This is a genomic window from Coprococcus sp. AF21-14LB (assembly GCF_003458885.1).
In the GTDB taxonomy this organism is placed as follows: domain Bacteria; phylum Bacillota; class Clostridia; order Lachnospirales; family Lachnospiraceae; genus UBA9414.
This window is the reverse complement of the sequence record NZ_QRVX01000004.1, coordinates 24,626-44,064: the sequence shown is the minus strand read 5'-3', so window position 1 is coordinate 44,064 and position 19,439 is coordinate 24,626. Positions and strand designations below refer to the sequence as shown.

The window sequence follows — 19,439 nt, the reverse complement described above, 5'->3', positions numbered from 1 at the left end:
AATTCTGCGAAACCGGAACTTATGCCGTTTCCGGCCTGTTGCCGATTCCGCAGAACCATTACTTATTTTTGTACAAAAGCTTTTTTGTATCTGTTTCTTTATACTTCTTTATAGTCTCCGTCTACAACATCATCGCCGTCAAATCCTTCCGGAGCCGGTCCTGCCTGCGGATTTGGTCCTGCCTGCGGGCCGCCCTGTGCGCCCTGATTCATCTGCTCATACATTTTAGCAAATACTTTCTGAGCACTCTCCATTAATTTTTCTTTTCCGGCTTTGATTTCTGCAACATCTGCATCTGTTGCGCTTTCCGGTGTAGATTTTGCAAGGATATCTTTTAATGCCTGGATATCTGCTTCTACTGCGGATTTATCTGCTGCATCTACCTTATCTCCAACATCTTTTAATGCTTTCTCTGTCTGGAAAATAATTGCATCTGCATCGTTTCTTGTATCAATTGCTTCTTTACGTTTCTTATCCTGTGCTTCGAATTCTGCTGCTTCTTTTACTGCTTTATCAATGTCTGCATCTGACATATTAGAGCCTGCTGTAATTGTAATATGCTGCTCTTTTCCTGTTCCAAGATCTTTCGCAGATACATTTACAATACCGTTGGCATCAATATCAAATGTTACTTCGATCTGTGGGATTCCACGTGGTGCTGGCGGAATTCCATCCAGTCTGAACTGTCCGAGAGATTTGTTATCTCTTGCAAACTGTCTCTCACCCTGCACAACATTGATATCTACTGCTGTCTGATTATCAGCTGCTGTAGAGAAAATCTGGCTCTTCTTTGTCGGGATTGTTGTATTTCTTTCAATCAATCTTGTAGCAACACCGCCCATTGTCTCGATAGAAAGTGAAAGTGGTGTAACATCAAGAAGAAGGATGTCGCCTGCGCCAGCATCTCCGGCAAGTTTACCGCCCTGTACAGATGCTCCTAATGCAACACATTCATCTGGGTTTAATGATTTGCTTGGTTCTTTTCCTGTCAGCTGTCTTACTTTATCCTGAACAGCCGGAATACGTGTAGATCCACCTACCAGTAATACCTGACCTAATTCAGAAGCAGATAAGCCTGCATCAGAAAGCGCACGTTTAACCGGTTCTGCTGTTCTTTCTACAAGATCGCTTGTCAATTCATCAAATTTTGCTCTTGTAAGGTTCATGTCGAAATGTTTCGGTCCCTCTGCTGTTGCTGTGATGAATGGCAGGTTAATATTTGTTGTTGTTGCGGAAGAAAGTTCTTTTTTCGCTTTCTCTGCAGCTTCTTTTAATCTCTGAAGCGCCATTTTATCTGTTGACAGATCAACGCCTTCTGTTCTCTTGAACTCAGCTAACATATAATCTGTAATCTTCTGGTCAAAGTCGTCTCCACCAAGTCTGTTATCACCTGCTGTTGATAATACTTCGATAACTCCATCACCGATTTCGATAATAGAAACGTCGAATGTACCGCCTCCTAAATCATATACCATGATCTTCTGTTCTTTCTCATTATCAAGGCCATATGCAAGCGCTGCTGCTGTAGGCTCGTTGATAATACGTTTTACATCAAGACCTGCAATCTTACCAGCATCTTTCGTTGCCTGACGCTGAGCATCGTTGAAATAAGCCGGAACTGTAATAACAGCTTCTGTAACTTTTTCTCCAAGATATCCTTCTGCATCTGCTTTTAATTTCTGAAGGATCATAGCTGAAATTTCCTGTGGAGAATATTTCTTGTCATCAATTGTTACTCTGTAATCGGAACCCATCTCTCTTTTGATGGAAGAGATTGTTTTCTCTGCATTTGTTACTGCCTGACGTTTTGCAGGTTCACCTACAAGACGTTCTCCTGTCTTTGTAAAAGCTACAACAGATGGTGTTGTTCTTGCGCCTTCTGTGTTCGCGATAACTGTTGGCTGTCCACCTTCCATAACGGCTACACAACTGTTTGTTGTACCTAAATCAATACCAATGATTTTGCCCATAATGTAATTCCTCCTAATAATACTTATATCTATTACTTTTATTACTGTTATATTTATATAAAGTATATTTTCCTAAAAAATATACTTATATGCTAATTTGCTACTTTTACCATGCTGTGTCTTACAACAGAGTCACGGTACATATATCCTTTCAGAAACTCTTCGGCAACAATGTTCTCTCCAAGTTCCTCGTCCTCCACATGCATGACTGCATTATGGAAATCCGGATCAAATTCCTTGCCTACTGCTTCGATCGGTTTTACCCCAATCTCTTCAAAGGTTGTCATCATCTGTTTGTAGATTTTTTCCATTCCCTGAACAAATGGATCTTCCTTCTGTTCTTCCGGAACTGCCGCCAGCCCTCTTTCGAAATTATCAACAACCGGAAGGATCTTTTCTACAACACTCTTGGCTCCTACTTCGTACATCTGTGTTTTTTCTTTCTCAGTACGTTTTCGGAAATTATCAAATTCTGCCATCTGTCTTGTCAGACGGTCAGTCAGTTCTTCGATCTTTTCGTCTTTTTTGTCTTTTTTATTTTTCTTTTTGAAGAATCCCTTCTTCTCTTCTTTTTCTTCAGAAGTCTCTTCCCCGGCTTCTTCTGTATGTTCTTCTGCTGTCTCTGCCTCTTCTGCTTTTGCGTTCTCTTCACAGTTTTCTTCTATTTCCTGAGCCGCTGCCGCTTTCTTCGCATCCTCTACAGCTTCTTTTATCATTTCTTCTTTGCTCATTTCGTTTTCCACTGGTAAACCGCCTTTCTACTCTTCTTTATGGAATACTGCATCCAGTTCCGTTTTTAATGTTTTCAATGTTTTCATAACATTTTCATAATCCATTCGCTTTGGTCCGATAATTCCTATCGTTCCCTGCATGCCTTCGCCCAATTCATAAGTAGCAGTAACGACACTGCAGTCTTTCATCATCTTTACCGGTGTCTCCTGTCCAATGTAGACTTGAATTCCGGTATTTTCTTCACTTTGAAGAGTCTTTGTTACCAGCTCTGCCAGTTGCTGTTTCTCTTCAAATGCATTGATGATCTCCTGAGCACTCTGATTATCACTGAGTTCCGGATACTTAAAAATATTTGTTGCACCGCTTGTATAAATTTCCAGATCTTCATCAATCTGAATTGCCTCGGCAACTGCATCCAGAACATTGCTGATTACTTTGCCATGGATTCCCGCCTGTTCTTTCAGTCTGGCAATCAATCCAAGATTGATCTCCTCGATAGACATACCATTTAATGTTGTGTTCAAAAGCATGTTTAGCTTAAGAAGTGTCTCATTACTGAATTCCTGTTCAACATTAATAATCTTATTCTTAATGATATTGCCTTCCATGACGATCACTGCGATCAGCTGGCTTTCATCCACTTTAGAAAGCTGGATGAATTTTAATTTGTTTCGGTTCGAAATCGGAGCCGAGATCATTGTTGCATAATTCGTATTCTGGGCAAGAACTCTTGCTGCCTGCTTTAGAAGCTTCTCCATCTTGTCGGCCTTCTCAAGCACCAGATCCTTCATCTCGGTAATCTCCTGTTCCTTCTCTTCCATAAGCATATCAACATAGAATCGATATCCCTTATCGGAAGGAATTCTTCCCGCGGAAGTATGCGGCTGAAGAATGTATCCCAGATCTTCCAGGTCTGCCATCTCATTCCGAATTGTCGCAGAACTCAAATGAAGATCTGTATATTTTGAAATCGTTCTGGAACCAACCGGCTCTCCTGTTTCAAGATAGTTTTGAATAATTGCCTGAAGAATCTTCGTCTTTCTGTCATCCAATTCATGCGTTGCCACACTCTCACTTCCTTTCAGCTTATTAGCACTCTTCTTTTTTGAGTGCTAACATATTCACTGATACTAAAATACCACTACCAAGCCTATTTGTCAACATCCTAAATATAAAAAATCTATAAAACAGGCAGCTTCTATAAAAAATCTGCCAGAACAATATTACTGACCGAAATCCCCTGCTCTGTAAAACGCACACGATTGTCTTGTGTCAGTTCCAGAAGATTCCAGTCAATATATTTTTTAAGAACATCGCCATACACTTCATCCATCGCTTTTCCAAATCGTTTGTGAAATTCGTCTTTTGCTATTCCCTTCATCATGCGGAGTCCAAGAATCATTGTTTCACTCATCTGATCCTCCTTTGAAAGTACTTCTTTCTCTGTCCGGATTGCCGCAAACACTTCTTCTCCTTCGTATTGCTCCAACGCCTGCACATAGACACTTCTGTTCCGTACATTAGAAAAACGGTTTTCCTCAAGCAGTGATGCCGCCCCGATCCCGAATCCAAGATAATCTTTCCGTTCCCAATATCCAATATTATGGCGACATTCTTTTCCCGGAAGTGCATAGTTAGACACTTCATAGCGGTAATATCCTGCCTCCTCCAGAAGTTCTTTCGTCCGTCTGTACATACAGCGTTCTGTATCCTCGTCCGGAAGTTCCGGCATATTGCCTGTTTCGCCTTTGCCATACCATTCAAAAAACGGTGTTCCCTCTTCAATGATCAAACTATAGGAAGAAATATGCTCTGGTGCAAGCGTAAGTACCTTTTGGACCGTCTCTTCATAGCTCGTCTCTGTCTGTCCCGGAAGCGCCGACATCAGATCTACATTAATATTATCAAATCCTTCTTCTCTTGCCATCTGATACGTCTCTAAAAAAGTTTCAAATGTGTGTATTCGTCCCAGTATCTTTAATTCCTGATTATTTGCCGACTGAAGCCCAATGCTCAATCGGTTAATTCCCGCCTGACGATATGCTTTTAATTTTTCCCGGTTCGCTGTTCCGGGATTCATTTCCATTGTAATCTCCGCATCTTCTCTGATCGGAAAGCTCTCTTTTATCGTCCTCATAATTTCATCAAGCTGCTCTCCCGCTAAAAGCGAAGGTGTTCCGCCACCGAAAAATATCGTTGTCACTTCATATCGGCTTCTATAACAAGCGGCTGCCCTAATCTCTTTGATAAGCGCCTGCACATATGCCTTCTGCTCTTCCGGCGCTGCCGGACCTGACAAAAAATCACAGTACGCGCATTTTCTCACACAAAAAGGAATGTGAATATAAATCTCCAATTCTTTTTTCTTTGTAATAGCTACTTCCATATCTTCTCCTTCTCTACAAGATACTGTACAATCAGATCTGCTACTTGATCATAACTTTCCACTCCCGCTTCCTGCCGATTGGCTTTCAGATAGGCATCGTTGACTTTTTCAGAAGCTTCAGAGATAATCCCCTCATGCTCATCCCAGAACCGGGAATTCGCTTCCAGATCTTTGTGTGCTTCCTTTGGAAGCCGTTCAGACAGGCTTTGATATTTTTCCTTATCCCTGTCATACAATTCATTTCCACAATAAATCCATCCCATCATCGCACTGCTATAGCGAAATTCCGGTTCTTCCGACTGTTCACATGCCAAGAATCCAATCATATTTGCTTCTTCCTCCTGCATAAAGCCTTTTAGATGCGCCAACTCATGGCACATCGTAAAGGGTTGGTTATACCCCGTCATTTCCTTATTATAATTTGCTTCCACCGTAAACGGTGAATAAACTCCTGTCAAGCCTTGAACCGACAAAATCCATGATCCGGCAAGCCCTTTGGGCAGCGGATAGAATCCTTCCAGTTTTTCATAAGACGCTCCAAGCGACTGCATTGCTGACACAGCTTCCCTGCGTGCATCTTTTGAAACAATCATTTCTCCTGTTTCATTTCTTCTAACCTGATCATACAGCTCATTCATTCGTTCCACCAGAATTTCGCATGCACGATACAGTTCTTCCGTTGTGTAGACTTCTTTTGTAATCCCATACGTCTCTGTAAAAGACATTTTATAATAATTTATCCCACAAGTCACAGTATATAGTGTAAATAATACTGCACTAAACAGAAATGCCCGCTGCATTCCTTTCAGAAAGAACTGTTTTGCCCCCGGCATTTTCTGATGAATTTGTATGAGAAATCTTCCAAACCATATTGCTGCTGTCAAAACTAGCGCATACAATAACCATTCCACTACAGAACCGGGAAACCATCCGCACACTCTGCCCAGTGTCTGTAACCAAATCGGATAAATCCTATTGCCATACCATTCTGCCATCGCTTCATAGCGTCTTGCTAATACAAGCAACAACAGATCAGCTCCGATCATGGCAAATGCAATCTTTATTTTTTTCATTGGTTTCTCCTGTCACATATGATCTTTTTTATTCTACTACAAAAATGTGTCGAATCAATGGAAAAAAGAAAAAACCCGCCTGAATTAGACGAGTTTCTTCTATATTATATGACATTTAAGAGAAAACCTTTTATTTCGCTCTCTTTGCTCTGAAATCTTTAATATTCTTCCAGATCATGAAGAGGATCAGGACTGCTCCTACATATCCATTTAATACATAGATTACATTTACAAGTACTCTGAATGGAAGGAATAAACCAACGATCAGACCAATGATTCCGAGCACGATTGTAAGAATCTTAAACTGAGATGTACCTTCTTTGGCAAATCTTGCTGCCGGGTTGTAAAGTAACGGCACAGCTGTTGTATAGATACCTGCAAATACAACAATTGCAAAAATTGCAGAGAATGGTTTCCAGATTTCCATTGCAAGAATTAAGTTCGGGATATCTGCATTCCAAACATATGCTTCTCCATTTGCCATAGGTGTGTTAATATTAGAAATCTGTGCAAAAGATACAAGACCGATTGCTACACAAACAGCAATTGTACCACCGATGATACCGTAATTTAAGTCTTTTTTCTTATTCTTTGCACCTAATGCTGCTGTAAAGCTTGCAAACCACAGAAGTACGAAACCTGCATAAGAAAGACCTGAAATCAGCCAGTTTGCTCCGGCATTCTTAATTGTCTCGCCGGCTGCTGCACCTTCGTATGCACCTTCTTTAATAACTTCAAGACCTGCTGCAATGTTACCGCCATCTGAAATACATGTAATCAAACCAATTCCGATACAAAGCACAACGATAATCGGACCAACAATACCAATGGCATCTACAAGAGAATTCAGACCACCTACTACTGTAAGAATTGTCAGCACTGTTAAAATAACAGCTCCAACCCACTGTGGAAGACCATATTCCTGATGTAATGTAGAAGCAGCGCCACCAATCATTACCCAGAATGACATGTAACAGAAAATTGTTGAATAGTAGTCACAGAATGTACCTACATATTTACCACAGAAATATTTATAAACGTCATTACCACGTTCAAATTTCTGCTCAGCACCTGCTTTTGCAAAGTTAAAGTTATAGTATAAAAATGCAACCGCAAACACTGCAATAACTAATAAACTCTTTGTTCCATATGCTGTAAAGTACTGAATAATTTCCTGTCCGGTTGCAAATCCGGAACCAATTGTAAAGGCGATTACTGCTCCTGCAAGAATTAATACTCGTTTCCAACTAACTTTTTCGCTGTTACCCATAAAAACCCTCCTATCCCTTTTCAGGTTATCTTTTGTCAATTTTATGACAATCTATAATTCCCTTATCCACAAAAACCTTCCGTGAATAAAAAATTGAGTGCGGTGCACGGTTGGCACCGCACTCAACTGAAAGTGCTATATTTTAGAAATCATCTTTTTCAAAAACAGTCTGACCATCAACTGGAGTCTGAAGAGCCTTCAGTGCACGTCTAACCATTTTCTTACGGATCTTCTTAGAATCAACTTCGCCCTGTGTCGGATCTCCAAGTGGATATGGAATACCAACGCCTGGGATAATTCTGTTTGCACCGATTGTCAGAGAAATCGGAACTACTGTAGCCATATGAACTACTGGAAGACCATATTTTTCAATACCTTTTACCATCGTTGCACCGCAACGTGTACAGGTACCTCATGTGCTGACGAGGATAACACCGTCTACATGATCCTCAACAAGTCTCTTACCAATAGCATCACCAAATTTTGCTGCAGAACCAGTTGCTGTACCAGTACCGGTTGTTGTGCAGAAGTAGTTAACGAGTTCACCAAATTCTCCGTCTTTTTCCATTTCACGAAGAACATCAAGCGGAACTACAAGGTTTGGATTGGCCATAACAAACTGTCTGTCATATCCACCATGAATTGTAGTAAAGTCGTCCGGTGACATTGTATCCATACCCTCAATGGAGTAAACACCAAATTTAGTCGCATTGGAGGATTCGATATGATCCGGATTACCTGTAGGAACAACACCACCGGATGTAACTACCGCGAGTTTTGCATGTTTCATATCTTTAATAGGAGGGGCCGGATCTACGCGGTCAAATTTCGGCATCGGAAGATCTGTCTCAAATTCTTCACCCTTCATCTTCTTCACAAGCATTTTTACTGCTCTTGCAGATGCTCTTTCTTCTGCGAAGTAGTTCACACGGATACCTCTTTCATGGTAACCTTCGATGGACGGTCCTAAGATTTCTTCGCCTGTTGCAAGTTTTTTAACAAGATTAGCAAGTACCGGAACAACTTTTCTCATAGATGCTGAAGAATCGCCTGTTTTAACAATGATAACGTCTTTGCGGAACATATCCACACCAGGGTTTTCCTCATACTGTGCTGTAATAACCGGAACGCCAAGTCTTTCTTCTACTGCTTTACAGATTGTACCACATGCTACTCCGTAACGTCCTGCATTGAATGCCGGTCCTGCTACGAATACATCTGGTTCGTATTTTTTCACCATCTCGATGATTGTATCTGTTGCTTCATCAAGATTTTCACCAAAATAGTTATCTCCACAGATCACTGTAGCCACGATTTCGTAATCTTCTCCCAATTCTTTTGCAAGTGCCATACCAGGTCCGATTACACTTTCTCTTACTTCTGGCTGAATGTCTGCTTTTTCCTCTCCACCAATTCCGGCGAAGAACTGATTTATATAATGTACAACTTTATATTTTGCCATAAGTTGCGCCTCCTCTCTAATATCCTCTTGCTGCCAGCTTGTTGAAGCCGTTTGCAATTGTTGATGCTATGATAATCTGAAGTTCTGCTTCGAAAGAACCATCCGGATTGATACATCCAGCCCATCCACCGATCTGGCTTTCGATGTAATCCAATGTACCAATAACTTTATCCATAGCTGGGAAGTGAAGAGTCGCATTACCCTGACCACAAGATGCAAGTGCTGTTGCTTCTTCACATGTATCTGCAAGAGACTGGGATTTTCCGTCTTTTCCTGGGAATTCGTCTGTAATTAATACAACTTTAACGCCCTTTCTCTCTACTTTACGGCAGTTCATCATAAGGTCTGTATCTGGGTTACCATATCCTTCTTCTGTGATCAGCACACCATCCAGTCCCATCCACTCAGCAAGTTTTGCAACCATATCTGAATGTCTTTCTTTGTCTGCAAGGAATACGTTCTCATTTGTCAGGATAACACCCATAAAGTTGATATCTTTTCCATGATGTTTGAAGCAGTCTTCAATAACCGGGTTATGGAAATGATGATATGTTGTAACTTTATCACAAGGAGCAACACAGTTACCGGATACGATTGCACCGTCCATAATCTCTGTTGGATACATAAATGTAGGAACAAACTGTTTTGCATCTACGCCATAATAATATGTATCATGGAGAAGTCCCTGAGACTGAAGCATATGAACATATCCTACTTTCGGAAGATCCGGATACATCTGAGCCTGTTCGAAGATTGGTTTTGTTTCAAATACTTCTAATGTATCAGGTTCTACGTTTCTTCCTGCTTCACCGAGGTATGCTGCAACTTTTAATCCAGCCATACGTCCGGCTTTCTCATAAACATGTGTTTCAAGTCCTTCCTGTGGTTCAATAACAACACAAAGATTTACTGTCTTAGAGAATGGACAGTAATCTGCTGCCGGACCGCTCATATCAATAACACCTTCCTGGAATCCTACGATTCTACCAACGGTAACAACGCAGCATCCATCAAGTGCATGTGTTCTTCCTTCACCAACTGTTGGTGTAACTTTTCCAATCACTCCCGGGAAAATCTCTCCGCCGCTTACTTTTACACGTGGCTCGATAACATCCTTAACCGGTGTAATACGAGTGCTGTCGCCCGGACGTGCGATATCCAAATGACATTCTAACAGTTTATCATCCTCGAGTACCAGTTTTTCAACTTCTTCTTTGTTCACATAGAGTACTTGATCTTTGACATACGTTCTGTCTGCAAATTGGATATCTTTGATCACAATTTTACCTAATTCCAATTTCATATATAGGTCCCTCCTTTTAATTTGTAATCGCGATAACTTACTTTGAAAAAAATATGATGTTGGCAGTTCTCTTATTTTTTTCTTTCTGTACCGTTTCTTAACTTGTGCTTATTGTACAACTTATCGCGATAACATTCAAGTGTTTTTAATTATTTTTTTTCTTTTTTATCACTTTTATCTATAAATAGAGTTCTTTGATTGCTTTTTCCTATTATCATTTTATGCAAAAATAACAAAAAAAGAACTGACTTTCATCAGTTCTTTTGATCAGTTCTTTAAATTTCGCTTTCGATATCCCTGATATCCTTTCATATCTTTTGCAAGTGACATAACAATACGGTCCACATCGTCAACGAACTGGTTCACGCGCGCTTCCATTCGATGTTCTTCAATTCCGTCATCCAGTATCGTCTTCAGATATCCCTTATAAAGCATACATACCATCCGGTTCATCCGAAGTGCATTCTCAAATGAGATTACATTTGCACGGACACATTTCTTACATACTTCAAAATCTCGCCCCATAAAATCAGGCGTCTGGAGCATCGCGCTGAAAAATTGGTTTGAATCGCGAATGTCTTCCGGAAACATATCATAATATTCCCGGATTGATGTCTGAAGCTTCTCATTCGTATATGTAAAAAATAAAAGGTTATATGCTTCCGGATTTGCAAATGCTTCTCTTGCATAACAGTCCCATATTCCAACATAGATATCCCATATATTTTTCCAGGTCCGTTCTGCCTGATTCAGACGCACAATATAATTCTTCAGTGTTCTAAGCTCTGCATAATATAACAATTCATCCCGATTTTCAAAATGTCGATATAAACTGGCAGAAGAACACCCTAACTCCTGTGCGATCCTTCTGATCGATACCGCCTGGATTCCTTCTTTTTGAATCAAGTCGTACGCCTTTTGAATATAATCTCTTCTGGACAACCCTTTAAAATATCCGGAATTTTCTTTTTCTGACGAAACTTTATGCAAACAATCTTTTTCTGACGTCATTCTTATTCCCCTTTGTATCTGTAGTAAAACCGTTTAACAGATTCGAGGGATAATATTGTCAATTACTGATAGGTCAATCGTTTTAAAGTCATTTGCCACCTTCTCCTCATAAGAATCCGGTGTCTTGGCGATATCCTGCCATTGACGGAATGTTTCAATACATTTTTCAATCAGCATGATATCTTTCATATTATCCTCTTCACCCTTTGGGTACACAACAACCGAACGGTACGGTGTCTGATTCGGTTTTAAACTGGAAGCCTGTGGATGCGTCAACAGTACATGACGGTCATACACAAGGTCTCTTGTTTTTAGAAGTACCTCCTCATATGTTTTGAGCAGGATTACTTCCAAGTCATTCTTGTACTTTTCATACACGCGATCATTATTTGTGATCAGCGTTGCCTTTTCTAATTCCCACATCGGTTTGTCCTCTCTTTCCTTGTTATTTATCGTCCAATTTCAGAACGCTCATAAACGCCTTCTGCGGAATTTCTACATTTCCAACCTGGCGCATACGTTTCTTTCCTTCCTTCTGTTTTTCCAGAAGTTTTTTCTTACGGGAAATATCTCCACCATAACACTTGGCAAGCACATCTTTTCTCATAGCTTTTACAGTTTCTCTTGCAATGATCTTGCTTCCAATCGCTGCCTGGATTGGAATTTCAAAAAGCTGCCGCGGAATCTCTTCTTTCAGCTTTTCACACATCTTTCTTCCACGCTCATACGCTGAATCTGCAAAAACGATAAAGGATAATGCATCCATCTCTTCACGATTGATCAGAATATCTAGTTTCACAAGTTCAGATCTCTCATAGCCTGTCATTTCGTAATCAAAGGAAGCATAACCTCTTGATCTTGATTTCAAGGCATCAAAGAAATCATAAATAATCTCATTCAAAGGCAGACGGTATTTTAATACAGCGCGGGTTTCCTCAATATATTCCATTCCTTCATAAATTCCCCTGCGTTCCTGACACAGATCCATGATTGCTCCGATAAATTCAGATGTTACCATAATCTCAGCCCGGACCATCGGTTCTTCCATATAGTCAATCTCCGTCTGATCCGGAAGATTGGACGGATTCGTCAGGTCAATGACTTCTCCGTTCATCTTATGCACTTTATAAATAACACTCGGTGCAGTTGTCACAAGATCCAGATTGTATTCCCGCTCCAACCGTTCCTGAATAATTTCCAGATGCAACAAGCCAAGAAAACCACAGCGGAAGCCAAATCCAAGCGCCACCGATGTCTCCGGCTCAAACTGAAGTGCAGCATCATTGAGCTGCAGTTTTTCAAGCGCATCCCGCAAGTCCTGATATTTTGCCCCATCTGCCGGATACATTCCGCAATATACCATAGGATTTACCTTCTTATATCCCGGCAAAGGTTTCTCACAAGGGCGGTTCGCATCTGTAATCGTATCGCCGACACGGGTATCTTTTACATTCTTCAGACTGGCTGTAACATATCCTACCATTCCGGCGCTCAGTTCGTCGCACGGAATGAACTGACCGGCGCCAAAATATCCGACTTCCACAACTTCTGCCTGGGCGCCTGTTGCCATCATGCGGATGGTTGTTCCCTTCTTGATCGTGCCTTCTTTCAGGCGGCAGAATACAATAACTCCCTTGTAAGAATCATATACAGAGTCAAAGATCAATGCCTGAAGCGGCGCATCCGGATTGCCTGTAGGAGATGGCAGTTTGTGAACAATCTGTTCCAGCACCTCCTCCACATTCAGTCCTGTCTTTGCGGAAATCAAAGGTGCGTCCTGCGCCTCAATTCCAATAACATCTTCTATCTCTTCGATGACTTCCTCCGGTCTCGCACTCGGAAGATCCACTTTATTGATAACCGGAATCACATCCAGATCGTGATCCAGCGCCAGATAAACGTTCGCCAGCGTCTGCGCCTCCACACCCTGGGCTGCATCCACAACAAGAATCGCCCCATCACATGCCGCCAGACTTCTTGACACTTCATAGTTAAAATCCACATGTCCCGGCGTATCAATTAAATTAAAAATATATTCCTGGCCGTCCTTTGCCTTATATACAACCCGGACAGCCTGTGATTTGATCGTAATTCCGCGTTCCTGCTCAAGTTCCATATTGTCAAGCACCTGAGCCTTCATCTCACGGCTTGTCAAAAGCCCTGTCATCTCAATGATACGGTCTGCAAGTGTTGATTTTCCATGATCGATATGTGCGATAATACAAAAATTTCGAATCTTACTCTGATCGATTGTCGCCACAATTTATTCCTCCATCCTATTTTCACGTTCTGTTAAGTATACCATAAAAAAGATTTACCTTTCAATTCTTATCTTGAATATTCTATAATAAACAGCTCTACACTGAGAATATCTCCCATTTTTCCGGTCTTAACAGCCTCCTCAGCATTCACAGCTGCCTCCAGAATCTCTTTGAGACGCTTTGCTGTAAAGGCTTTTGCCTGGCTCTGGTACTTTCCTACTGCAAAAGGCGGAACACCCGCTTTCGATGCAATCTCACGATTCGGATACCGCCGCTCTGTCAGATCTTTTACGAGAAGCAGAATTCCAAACTGTCTTGCCAAAAGAAACAAAATCCTCATCGGCGGTTCTTTCAGCGCCAGAAGATCATAATAATAGTCGAGCGCCTGTCGCTGTCTGCGTCCTGCCACCGCATCTACCATTTCAAAAATCTTATTTGTAATCTGCACTGTACACACCGCATCCACATCTGCTGCAGTAATTGCCGATTGCTCAAGCGTATAGCAGAATAGTTTCTCCAGCTCCTTCTCCAATGTCTCCATATCTGTTCCGCTTCGTTCAAGCAAATGCTTCACTGTCTGAGCCGAAATCTGCTTTCCTTCCCGCTTCACTCTTCCAAGAATCCATTTGGTCAGCGTATTTTCATCCTGCCGCCCCAGCTCCACCGGGCGTCCTTTTTCCTTTACTGCCTTAAATAGTTTTCCCCGCTTATCAATCTCATTCTCAATAAAAACAAAATAAGTTGTCTCGGGAATCTGCTTCATATATTCTGCCAGCTCCGGAGAAGCATTTTTAAAAAATCCTGTATTTTCCAGCATAATCAAACGCCGCTCTGCAAAAAAAGGCATCGTCTCTGCCAGATCAATGATTTCCAGAGGGTTCGTATTCTTTCCCTCAAAATAAGAAAAATTCATCGTATCCCCATCCGAAACTATCGCCTTTCTCAGACGCTCTTTATACAGTTTTTTTAGATAAGCCTCTTCTCCGAATAAGAGATACACATGCTTAAACTGTCCTGTCTTTAAATCCTCATTCAAACTCTGCATAAGCTAACTTCCTGTCTTTCTTTGTTCTTCTATCTTACACCAGAATCCGCCCTTCTTACAAGCATGTTTTTGAAAGTCCTTCTTCCGTAAGCTCATATACTGTGTCACACACCTCACGAATATATTTCCGATCATGAGAAACACTGATAATTGCCCCTCCAAATGATTTCAGTGCATTGCGGACCACCGGTCCTGACAGCGGTGAAATATTGCGTGTAGGTTCATCCAGAATCAGCACCTCACTGCCGTCAAGATTCATTTTCATAAACAGTAGTTTTGCTTTCTGACCTCCGGAAAGTTCTGATGTCTGATGTTCCATCTCCTCCCGGGTATATTTCATGCTGCCAAGCCATGATCGTATTCTTGTCTGTTCTTCTTTATCACCACTTCGGGACAGAAATTCCACAGGCGTCTTTCCATCTTCCAGAAGTTCCTCATACTTTTGCGGCATATACGAAACCTTCAAATCTGTTCGCTTCTGCAGATGTTCCCAAATACTTTTAAGAAATGTTGATTTTCCGACTCCATTTCTGCCTACGATTACTACCTTCTCACTTCCATTCATTCGAAACTTCACATCATTTGCAAGTACCCGTTCTCCCACTTGAAGATGCGGAAGTTCAAAATCAATTACTGTCTTTCCATTTGGAATAGAAATCTTTCTATCAAAAGCAATTCCGATTGCTTCCTCTTTCTCCGGTATTTCTGTCATTTGTTCTTTCTCCCGCTCAAATCTCCTTCCCATTGACTTTACCGAATGCATTTTCTTCTTCAGCAAACGCCCTCCAGCTGGATTCTGGCGGCTAATCACATTCTGCTGATGTTCCACCTTATTATAAATCTGCTGATATCGCTCCATTTGTTTTTGATGATCGCACCGTTCTTTTCTGGCTATCTGCATTTGATGTGCAAATCTCTGCTCTCTGTCCAGACAGTACCGCTGATAAGACGTACGAGCTACCGTATACACCGGCACTGTCTTCTTTCGCAGTTGTTCGAAATGAATAATTACATTTGCTGTATGCTCAATCAGCATTTCATCATGAGAATATACATCACCGGACACTTAAGCTCCTGAATAAATTGTTCCAGCCATGCAATTGCATCCAGATCCAAATCATTTGAAGGCTCATCGAGAAAAAACACATCCGGCTGTTCCATTAAAAGTCTGGCAAGTTGTATTTTTACTCTTTCCCCTCCAGACAGTGTTCCCATCTTCTGTTCTGAATAAAAAAGTTCCCCGGCCACCCCAAGTTTTCCAGAAAGCCGAGACAACTCTTTTGGTGTCAATAAAAATAACTGTCCCTCTTCTGCTAAATAGTCGTACACGGTTTTCTCCGCATCTTCTGCTGAAAGTTCCTGCGGGAGATACCCAAGCTTCATTCCTCCTCTGTTAATTTCACCTTCATAACTAACATAATCTGTTTCTTCTTCCCGGCAGATTAGCTTCAAAATTGTAGATTTTCCATTTCCTTCCTCGCCAATCAATACCGCTTTCTCTCCTTCATTTAACACAAAGGAAAAATCTTTTATGATCACTTTTAAATCTTTCTTATGTGTCACGGTCAGTCCTTTTATCTGTAGCATTCTACTTGCTCCTTTCTTAACAGCAAAAGAAAAAGTCTGTTCCGCTCCGGAAACAGACTCTTCTGATCTGACACGCATCTTCTATTATACAGACAGGCGCTTTCACAAACCTGCCCCTTTCGCACTTCCTCTCAGGAAAATACGAAAACAACAATGCGTAAATGACATTCAGATAGTATGGATTCCGGCAACAGAAACAAACTGCATTCTTATGCAGTCATATAACGCTCTTCTGTTTCCTTCATTTGTCATACTATCGAATAATCATCTTCACACCTGCCTTTTCGCACATTTTCCTTTTTGTGCATACTCTTTTTTCATTCTATGAAACTTACTCCCATTTGTCAAGCAAAAAACAGGAAAAGAACTGACTTTTAGTCATTTTCTATTGACTATCGTTCTTTCCAATCTTATAATATAATACGATAAGGAGGAAATCATCATGGGAAAAATTGAAATGAATAAGCAGGAAAAGGCGTCACGTCTCTTAAAAAGCGCTTACCAGCTTTTTCTCAAACAAGGTATTGAAAAGACAACCGTTTCTGATATCACTCACAATGCCGGTGTAGCAAAAGGAACTTTCTATTTATATTTTCAGGATAAATATCAAGTACGAGACTGCCTGATTGCCCATCATGCAGGAATCCTTTTTCGTTCTGCCTGTGAGGCTCTGATGAAAGAAGATCTTCCGGAATTTGAAGATCAGATTATCTTTCTCGTTAATTATACATTAGAAGAACTTGGAAAGCATCCGGAACTTTTAAATTTTATTTCCAAAAATCTCAGTTGGGGAATTTTCCATAAAGCGTTGCTTTTTGCACAGCTTCCGCAGCCGGAAGTTGACTGTCTTTCACTATACGATGCTCTTATACACAGCAACCCCGATGTTCATTTAAAAGACCCTGATATCATGCTTTTCATGATTATTGAATTGGCAAGCTCTGTCAGCTACAGTACCATCTTACATAATGATCCGATCCCTTTTGAGAAACTGCGTCCTTATTTGAACATGAGCATCCGAAGTATCATCCATAATCATCTGGTTACAGATTAATTTGGAACAAATACTTCTATCGTAGTTTTTCTTCCATCTGTTTTCACAGTTAATGCTCCTGATTTTGCTGTATTATAGACCGGAATCCCAAATGATTTTAGACGTTCCAACAGCTTGGGATGCGGGTGACCATACACATTTTCAATTCCTGCAGAAACGAGAGCCAATTTGGGCTTTGTCTGTTCGAGAAACTGCTCCGGTGTGGAATGCTCTGATCCGTGATGAGCGGTTTTCAGAACAGTTATTTCAGAAAGCTTTCCTGATTGACAGAGCAATTCTTCACCTTTTCCTTCCACATCTCCTGTCAACAGCATAGAAAAAGTCCCATAACTCAGATGCATAACAAGCGATGCTTCATTTGTTTCCCACTGACTTTGTTCTATTCCCGGCTGCAGACATAAAAGTCTGCATCTGCCATCTGCAATCCCTCTCCCCGGCTGAAATTCTCCTACCAGTATATGTTTCTTGAGTGCTTCCGCCGCCAAATGACTAAGAGCCTCATTTTCCCTCCAGACAGCCGGAAGCATAAACCGTTCTATCTTAACACCACTCATTTGTCTTTCAATCATTTCTTCCACTCCACTATAATGATCACTATCCCCATGTGTAATCATCACATAATCCAATGCTCTTACTCCCCTGGACAAAAGAAATGGTTCAATCCGATATTTTCCTACTTGTTTTAAATCTGTACTTCCACCGTCTACTAACAAATGTTTATTTGAAGGTGTCCGTATATAAATGCAGTCTCCCTGCCCCACATCCAGAAGTGTAACTTCCAAATTCCGATCAAACTTTCTGAAATTCGTTATGCAAAAAATCACTGCTGCCGTAAGTATTACTGCGATTCCTACTGTCTGCCGGATTTTTTGTTCCTCCTTACGTTCACGCCGTTCTATCTTTCTGGTCACAAACGAAAGCAGAAATAAAATGCTGTAATAACCTATGATTTGCCACATTCCCGGTCTTCCGCAGATGATTCGTGCACCCGGAAGTTCCATGCACCACTCGCCAAACAGCTGATAACATCGCAGAATCATCCGACAAACAGACAAACTAATACTGCTAAGTCCCTCACACAGAAAGGCAAATGGAACTATGGGGGCAAATATCTCTCCTGCAAGTTTCAAAATACTTCCTCCGATGGCTCCTCCCATAAGTATCGTCAAAAGTGGGATCACAATTAGATTTAATATTACCGAATATGGTGGAAATTCATAATAAAAATATAACATCACCGGCAAAAGAAATAACTGCAGTCCGAGACCTCCCAGAAATGCATTAACAATCTTCCTGCTTCCCCGATAAATACGTCTAACTACCGGTGTCATTACTAAAATCCCAAGAATTGCTCCATACGACATCAGAAAAGAGGCATCCTTTAAGTAAAGAGGTCTCCAGATGACTGTAACGGCTGCCGCCGCAAAAAGCGCAGTAACAAGATCATAAGACCGTCCGACAATATCTGCACCAATTCGAATAGAAAGCATCAGCACTGCCCTAATTACAGACACTGAACTGCCCACCATCAGCATATAGAGCACAAGAATTGCCATACTCATTGCACCGGCCAGGAAAAAAGGACATCCAGCCTTTCGCAAAATCTGATACATTCCAAGTCCGATGAAGGAAACATGAAGTCCCGATATAGCCAAAATATGTCCTATTCCATTTTTCTGATAGAGTTCTTTGATATTGGGTTCCAGATTTGTTTTTTCTCCTGTAAGTATCGCAGCAAGAATTCCTCCTGCCTCTTTTCCTGCTTTCTCGATTAACTGTTGATTCCACCTGCTCCTTACACCAACTAGCCATGTTAAAAGTTTCCCGTATGGTGCAGACTTTGCTTTTATCTCTATCTTCTTTTCTGCAAAAACAGAACAAAGAATCCCCTGTTTTTCATAATAAAAGTCCTGCACAAAATTGCCCGGATTGCGCGCGCTTTCAAATAACTTTATTTTCCCTTTTCCTTTGATTTTTGCTCCAATTGGAATTTTTGTAAATGATTTGTCATATATGATACAGGCTTTGACCGGAAGCATGAATTGATTTTTCCCTTCCAGATCAGCCTGCAGCTGAACTTGTTTTAGATAAATGATTTGATTTGTTTCTTTTTGTTCTACACGGTATGCCATTCCTGTTACCGTACACGTCTCAAAGGAGGCTAGTTTTCTTAGAGCGATCCAGGAATCCTCCGGGATTCCTGATATCACTCCTGCTTTTACTAATATCCCTGTGACACATAAAAAGATAAGGCATACCATACATAATGGTCTTCCTCGCATAAA

Annotated in this window: 16 protein-coding genes; 1 reads left to right on the top strand and 15 read right to left on the bottom strand. The window is 41.1% G+C overall.

Features of this window, described 5'->3' with window-relative positions:
* Nucleotides 1-98 precede the first annotated feature (98 nt).
* From dnaK to DWX73_RS14505, 14 genes are all read right to left on the bottom strand, one after another.
* A complete protein-coding gene (gene dnaK / locus DWX73_RS01780) occupies nt 99-1,970 on the bottom strand; it encodes a molecular chaperone DnaK (protein ID WP_118346420.1) in 1,872 nt (623 codons plus the stop codon).
* A 92-nt stretch (nt 1,971-2,062) separates the two neighbouring features.
* Entirely contained in the window at nt 2,063-2,701 is a 639-nt protein-coding gene (gene grpE, locus DWX73_RS01775) for a nucleotide exchange factor GrpE (RefSeq protein ID WP_118346458.1), read from the bottom strand.
* 27 nt (nt 2,702-2,728) lie between these two features.
* Nucleotides 2,729-3,769, bottom strand: a complete 1,041-nt coding sequence (hrcA, locus tag DWX73_RS01770) for a heat-inducible transcriptional repressor HrcA (protein ID WP_118346419.1) — start codon at nt 3,767-3,769, stop codon at nt 2,729-2,731.
* A gap of 131 nt (nt 3,770-3,900) precedes the next feature.
* Nucleotides 3,901-5,088: a radical SAM family heme chaperone HemW gene (gene hemW, locus DWX73_RS01765; RefSeq protein WP_118346418.1), complete on the bottom strand. Its 1,188-nt coding sequence runs from the start codon at nt 5,086-5,088 to the stop codon at nt 3,901-3,903.
* On the bottom strand, nt 5,079-6,161 hold the full coding sequence (locus DWX73_RS01760; RefSeq protein WP_118346417.1) for a DUF3810 domain-containing protein: 1,083 nt from the start codon (nt 6,159-6,161) through the stop codon (nt 5,079-5,081). Before DWX73_RS01760 ends, hemW begins: the two co-directional genes overlap by 10 nt.
* Nucleotides 6,162-6,291: 130 nt before the next feature.
* The gene (locus tag DWX73_RS01755) at nt 6,292-7,431 is read right to left on the bottom strand and encodes a YkvI family membrane protein (RefSeq protein WP_118346416.1); all 1,140 of its coding nucleotides are present in this window, start codon (nt 7,429-7,431) and stop codon (nt 6,292-6,294) included.
* Between the two features lie 142 nt (nt 7,432-7,573).
* Nucleotides 7,574-8,893, bottom strand: a complete 1,320-nt coding sequence (gene grdF / locus DWX73_RS01750) for a sarcosine reductase complex component B subunit beta (protein WP_118346415.1) — start codon at nt 8,891-8,893, stop codon at nt 7,574-7,576.
* A gap of 16 nt (nt 8,894-8,909) precedes the next feature.
* A complete protein-coding gene (grdG, locus tag DWX73_RS01745) occupies nt 8,910-10,196 on the bottom strand; it encodes a sarcosine reductase complex component B subunit alpha (RefSeq protein WP_118346414.1) in 1,287 nt (428 codons plus the stop codon).
* 267 nt (nt 10,197-10,463) lie between these two features.
* Nucleotides 10,464-11,207 carry a TetR/AcrR family transcriptional regulator gene (locus tag DWX73_RS01740; RefSeq protein WP_118346413.1) on the bottom strand — a complete coding sequence of 248 codons (744 nt, stop codon included), beginning with the start codon at nt 11,205-11,207 and terminating at the stop codon, nt 10,464-10,466.
* Between the two features lie 33 nt (nt 11,208-11,240).
* Complete coding sequence (locus tag DWX73_RS01735; protein WP_118346412.1) at nt 11,241-11,630, bottom strand: GrdX family protein; 390 nt, start codon at nt 11,628-11,630, stop codon at nt 11,241-11,243.
* A 22-nt stretch (nt 11,631-11,652) separates the two neighbouring features.
* Entirely contained in the window at nt 11,653-13,467 is a 1,815-nt protein-coding gene (gene lepA, locus DWX73_RS01730; RefSeq protein WP_118346411.1) for a translation elongation factor 4, read from the bottom strand.
* A 68-nt stretch (nt 13,468-13,535) separates the two neighbouring features.
* Nucleotides 13,536-14,513, bottom strand: a complete 978-nt coding sequence (gene holA, locus DWX73_RS01725) for a DNA polymerase III subunit delta (protein WP_118346410.1) — start codon at nt 14,511-14,513, stop codon at nt 13,536-13,538.
* A 55-nt stretch (nt 14,514-14,568) separates the two neighbouring features.
* A complete protein-coding gene (locus DWX73_RS01720) occupies nt 14,569-15,579 on the bottom strand; it encodes an ATP-binding cassette domain-containing protein (protein WP_330413377.1) in 1,011 nt (336 codons plus the stop codon).
* The gene (locus tag DWX73_RS14505; RefSeq protein ID WP_330413376.1) at nt 15,543-16,100 is read right to left on the bottom strand and encodes an ATP-binding cassette domain-containing protein; all 558 of its coding nucleotides are present in this window, start codon (nt 16,098-16,100) and stop codon (nt 15,543-15,545) included. Before DWX73_RS14505 ends, DWX73_RS01720 begins: the two co-directional genes overlap by 37 nt.
* 442 nt (nt 16,101-16,542) lie before the next feature.
* Here DWX73_RS14505 and DWX73_RS01715 point away from each other — a divergent pair, with 442 nt between their 5' ends.
* Nucleotides 16,543-17,154 carry a TetR/AcrR family transcriptional regulator gene (locus tag DWX73_RS01715; protein WP_118346409.1) on the top strand — a complete coding sequence of 204 codons (612 nt, stop codon included), beginning with the start codon at nt 16,543-16,545 and terminating at the stop codon, nt 17,152-17,154.
* Here the strand turns inward: DWX73_RS01715 and DWX73_RS01710 are convergent.
* On the bottom strand, nt 17,151-19,436 hold the full coding sequence (locus DWX73_RS01710; protein WP_118346408.1) for a DNA internalization-related competence protein ComEC/Rec2: 2,286 nt from the start codon (nt 19,434-19,436) through the stop codon (nt 17,151-17,153). The genes DWX73_RS01715 and DWX73_RS01710 overlap by 4 nt on opposite strands.
* Nucleotides 19,437-19,439 lie beyond the last annotated feature (3 nt).

Bases quoted from the DNA above. Each gene is read 5' to 3' on its own strand.
- dnaK (WP_118346420.1), bottom strand. From the start codon at position 1,970: ATGGGCAAAATCATTGGTATTGATTTAGGTACAACAAACAGTTGTGTA.
- grpE (WP_118346458.1), bottom strand. From the start codon at position 2,701: ATGAGCAAAGAAGAAATGATAAAAGAAGCTGTAGAGGATGCGAAGAAA.
- hemW (WP_118346418.1), bottom strand. From the start codon at position 5,088: ATGGAAGTAGCTATTACAAAGAAAAAAGAATTGGAGATTTATATTCAC.
- DWX73_RS01760 (WP_118346417.1), bottom strand. From the start codon at position 6,161: ATGAAAAAAATAAAGATTGCATTTGCCATGATCGGAGCTGATCTGTTG.
- DWX73_RS01755 (WP_118346416.1), bottom strand. From the start codon at position 7,431: ATGGGTAACAGCGAAAAAGTTAGTTGGAAACGAGTATTAATTCTTGCA.
- grdG (WP_118346414.1), bottom strand. From the start codon at position 10,196: ATGAAATTGGAATTAGGTAAAATTGTGATCAAAGATATCCAATTTGCA.
- DWX73_RS01740 (WP_118346413.1), bottom strand. From the start codon at position 11,207: ATGACGTCAGAAAAAGATTGTTTGCATAAAGTTTCGTCAGAAAAAGAA.
- DWX73_RS01735 (WP_118346412.1), bottom strand. From the start codon at position 11,630: ATGTGGGAATTAGAAAAGGCAACGCTGATCACAAATAATGATCGCGTG.
- holA (WP_118346410.1), bottom strand. From the start codon at position 14,513: ATGCAGAGTTTGAATGAGGATTTAAAGACAGGACAGTTTAAGCATGTG.
- DWX73_RS14505 (WP_330413376.1), bottom strand. From the start codon at position 16,100: ATGCTACAGATAAAAGGACTGACCGTGACACATAAGAAAGATTTAAAA.
- DWX73_RS01715 (WP_118346409.1), top strand. From the start codon at position 16,543: ATGGGAAAAATTGAAATGAATAAGCAGGAAAAGGCGTCACGTCTCTTA.
- DWX73_RS01710 (WP_118346408.1), bottom strand. From the start codon at position 19,436: ATGCGAGGAAGACCATTATGTATGGTATGCCTTATCTTTTTATGTGTC.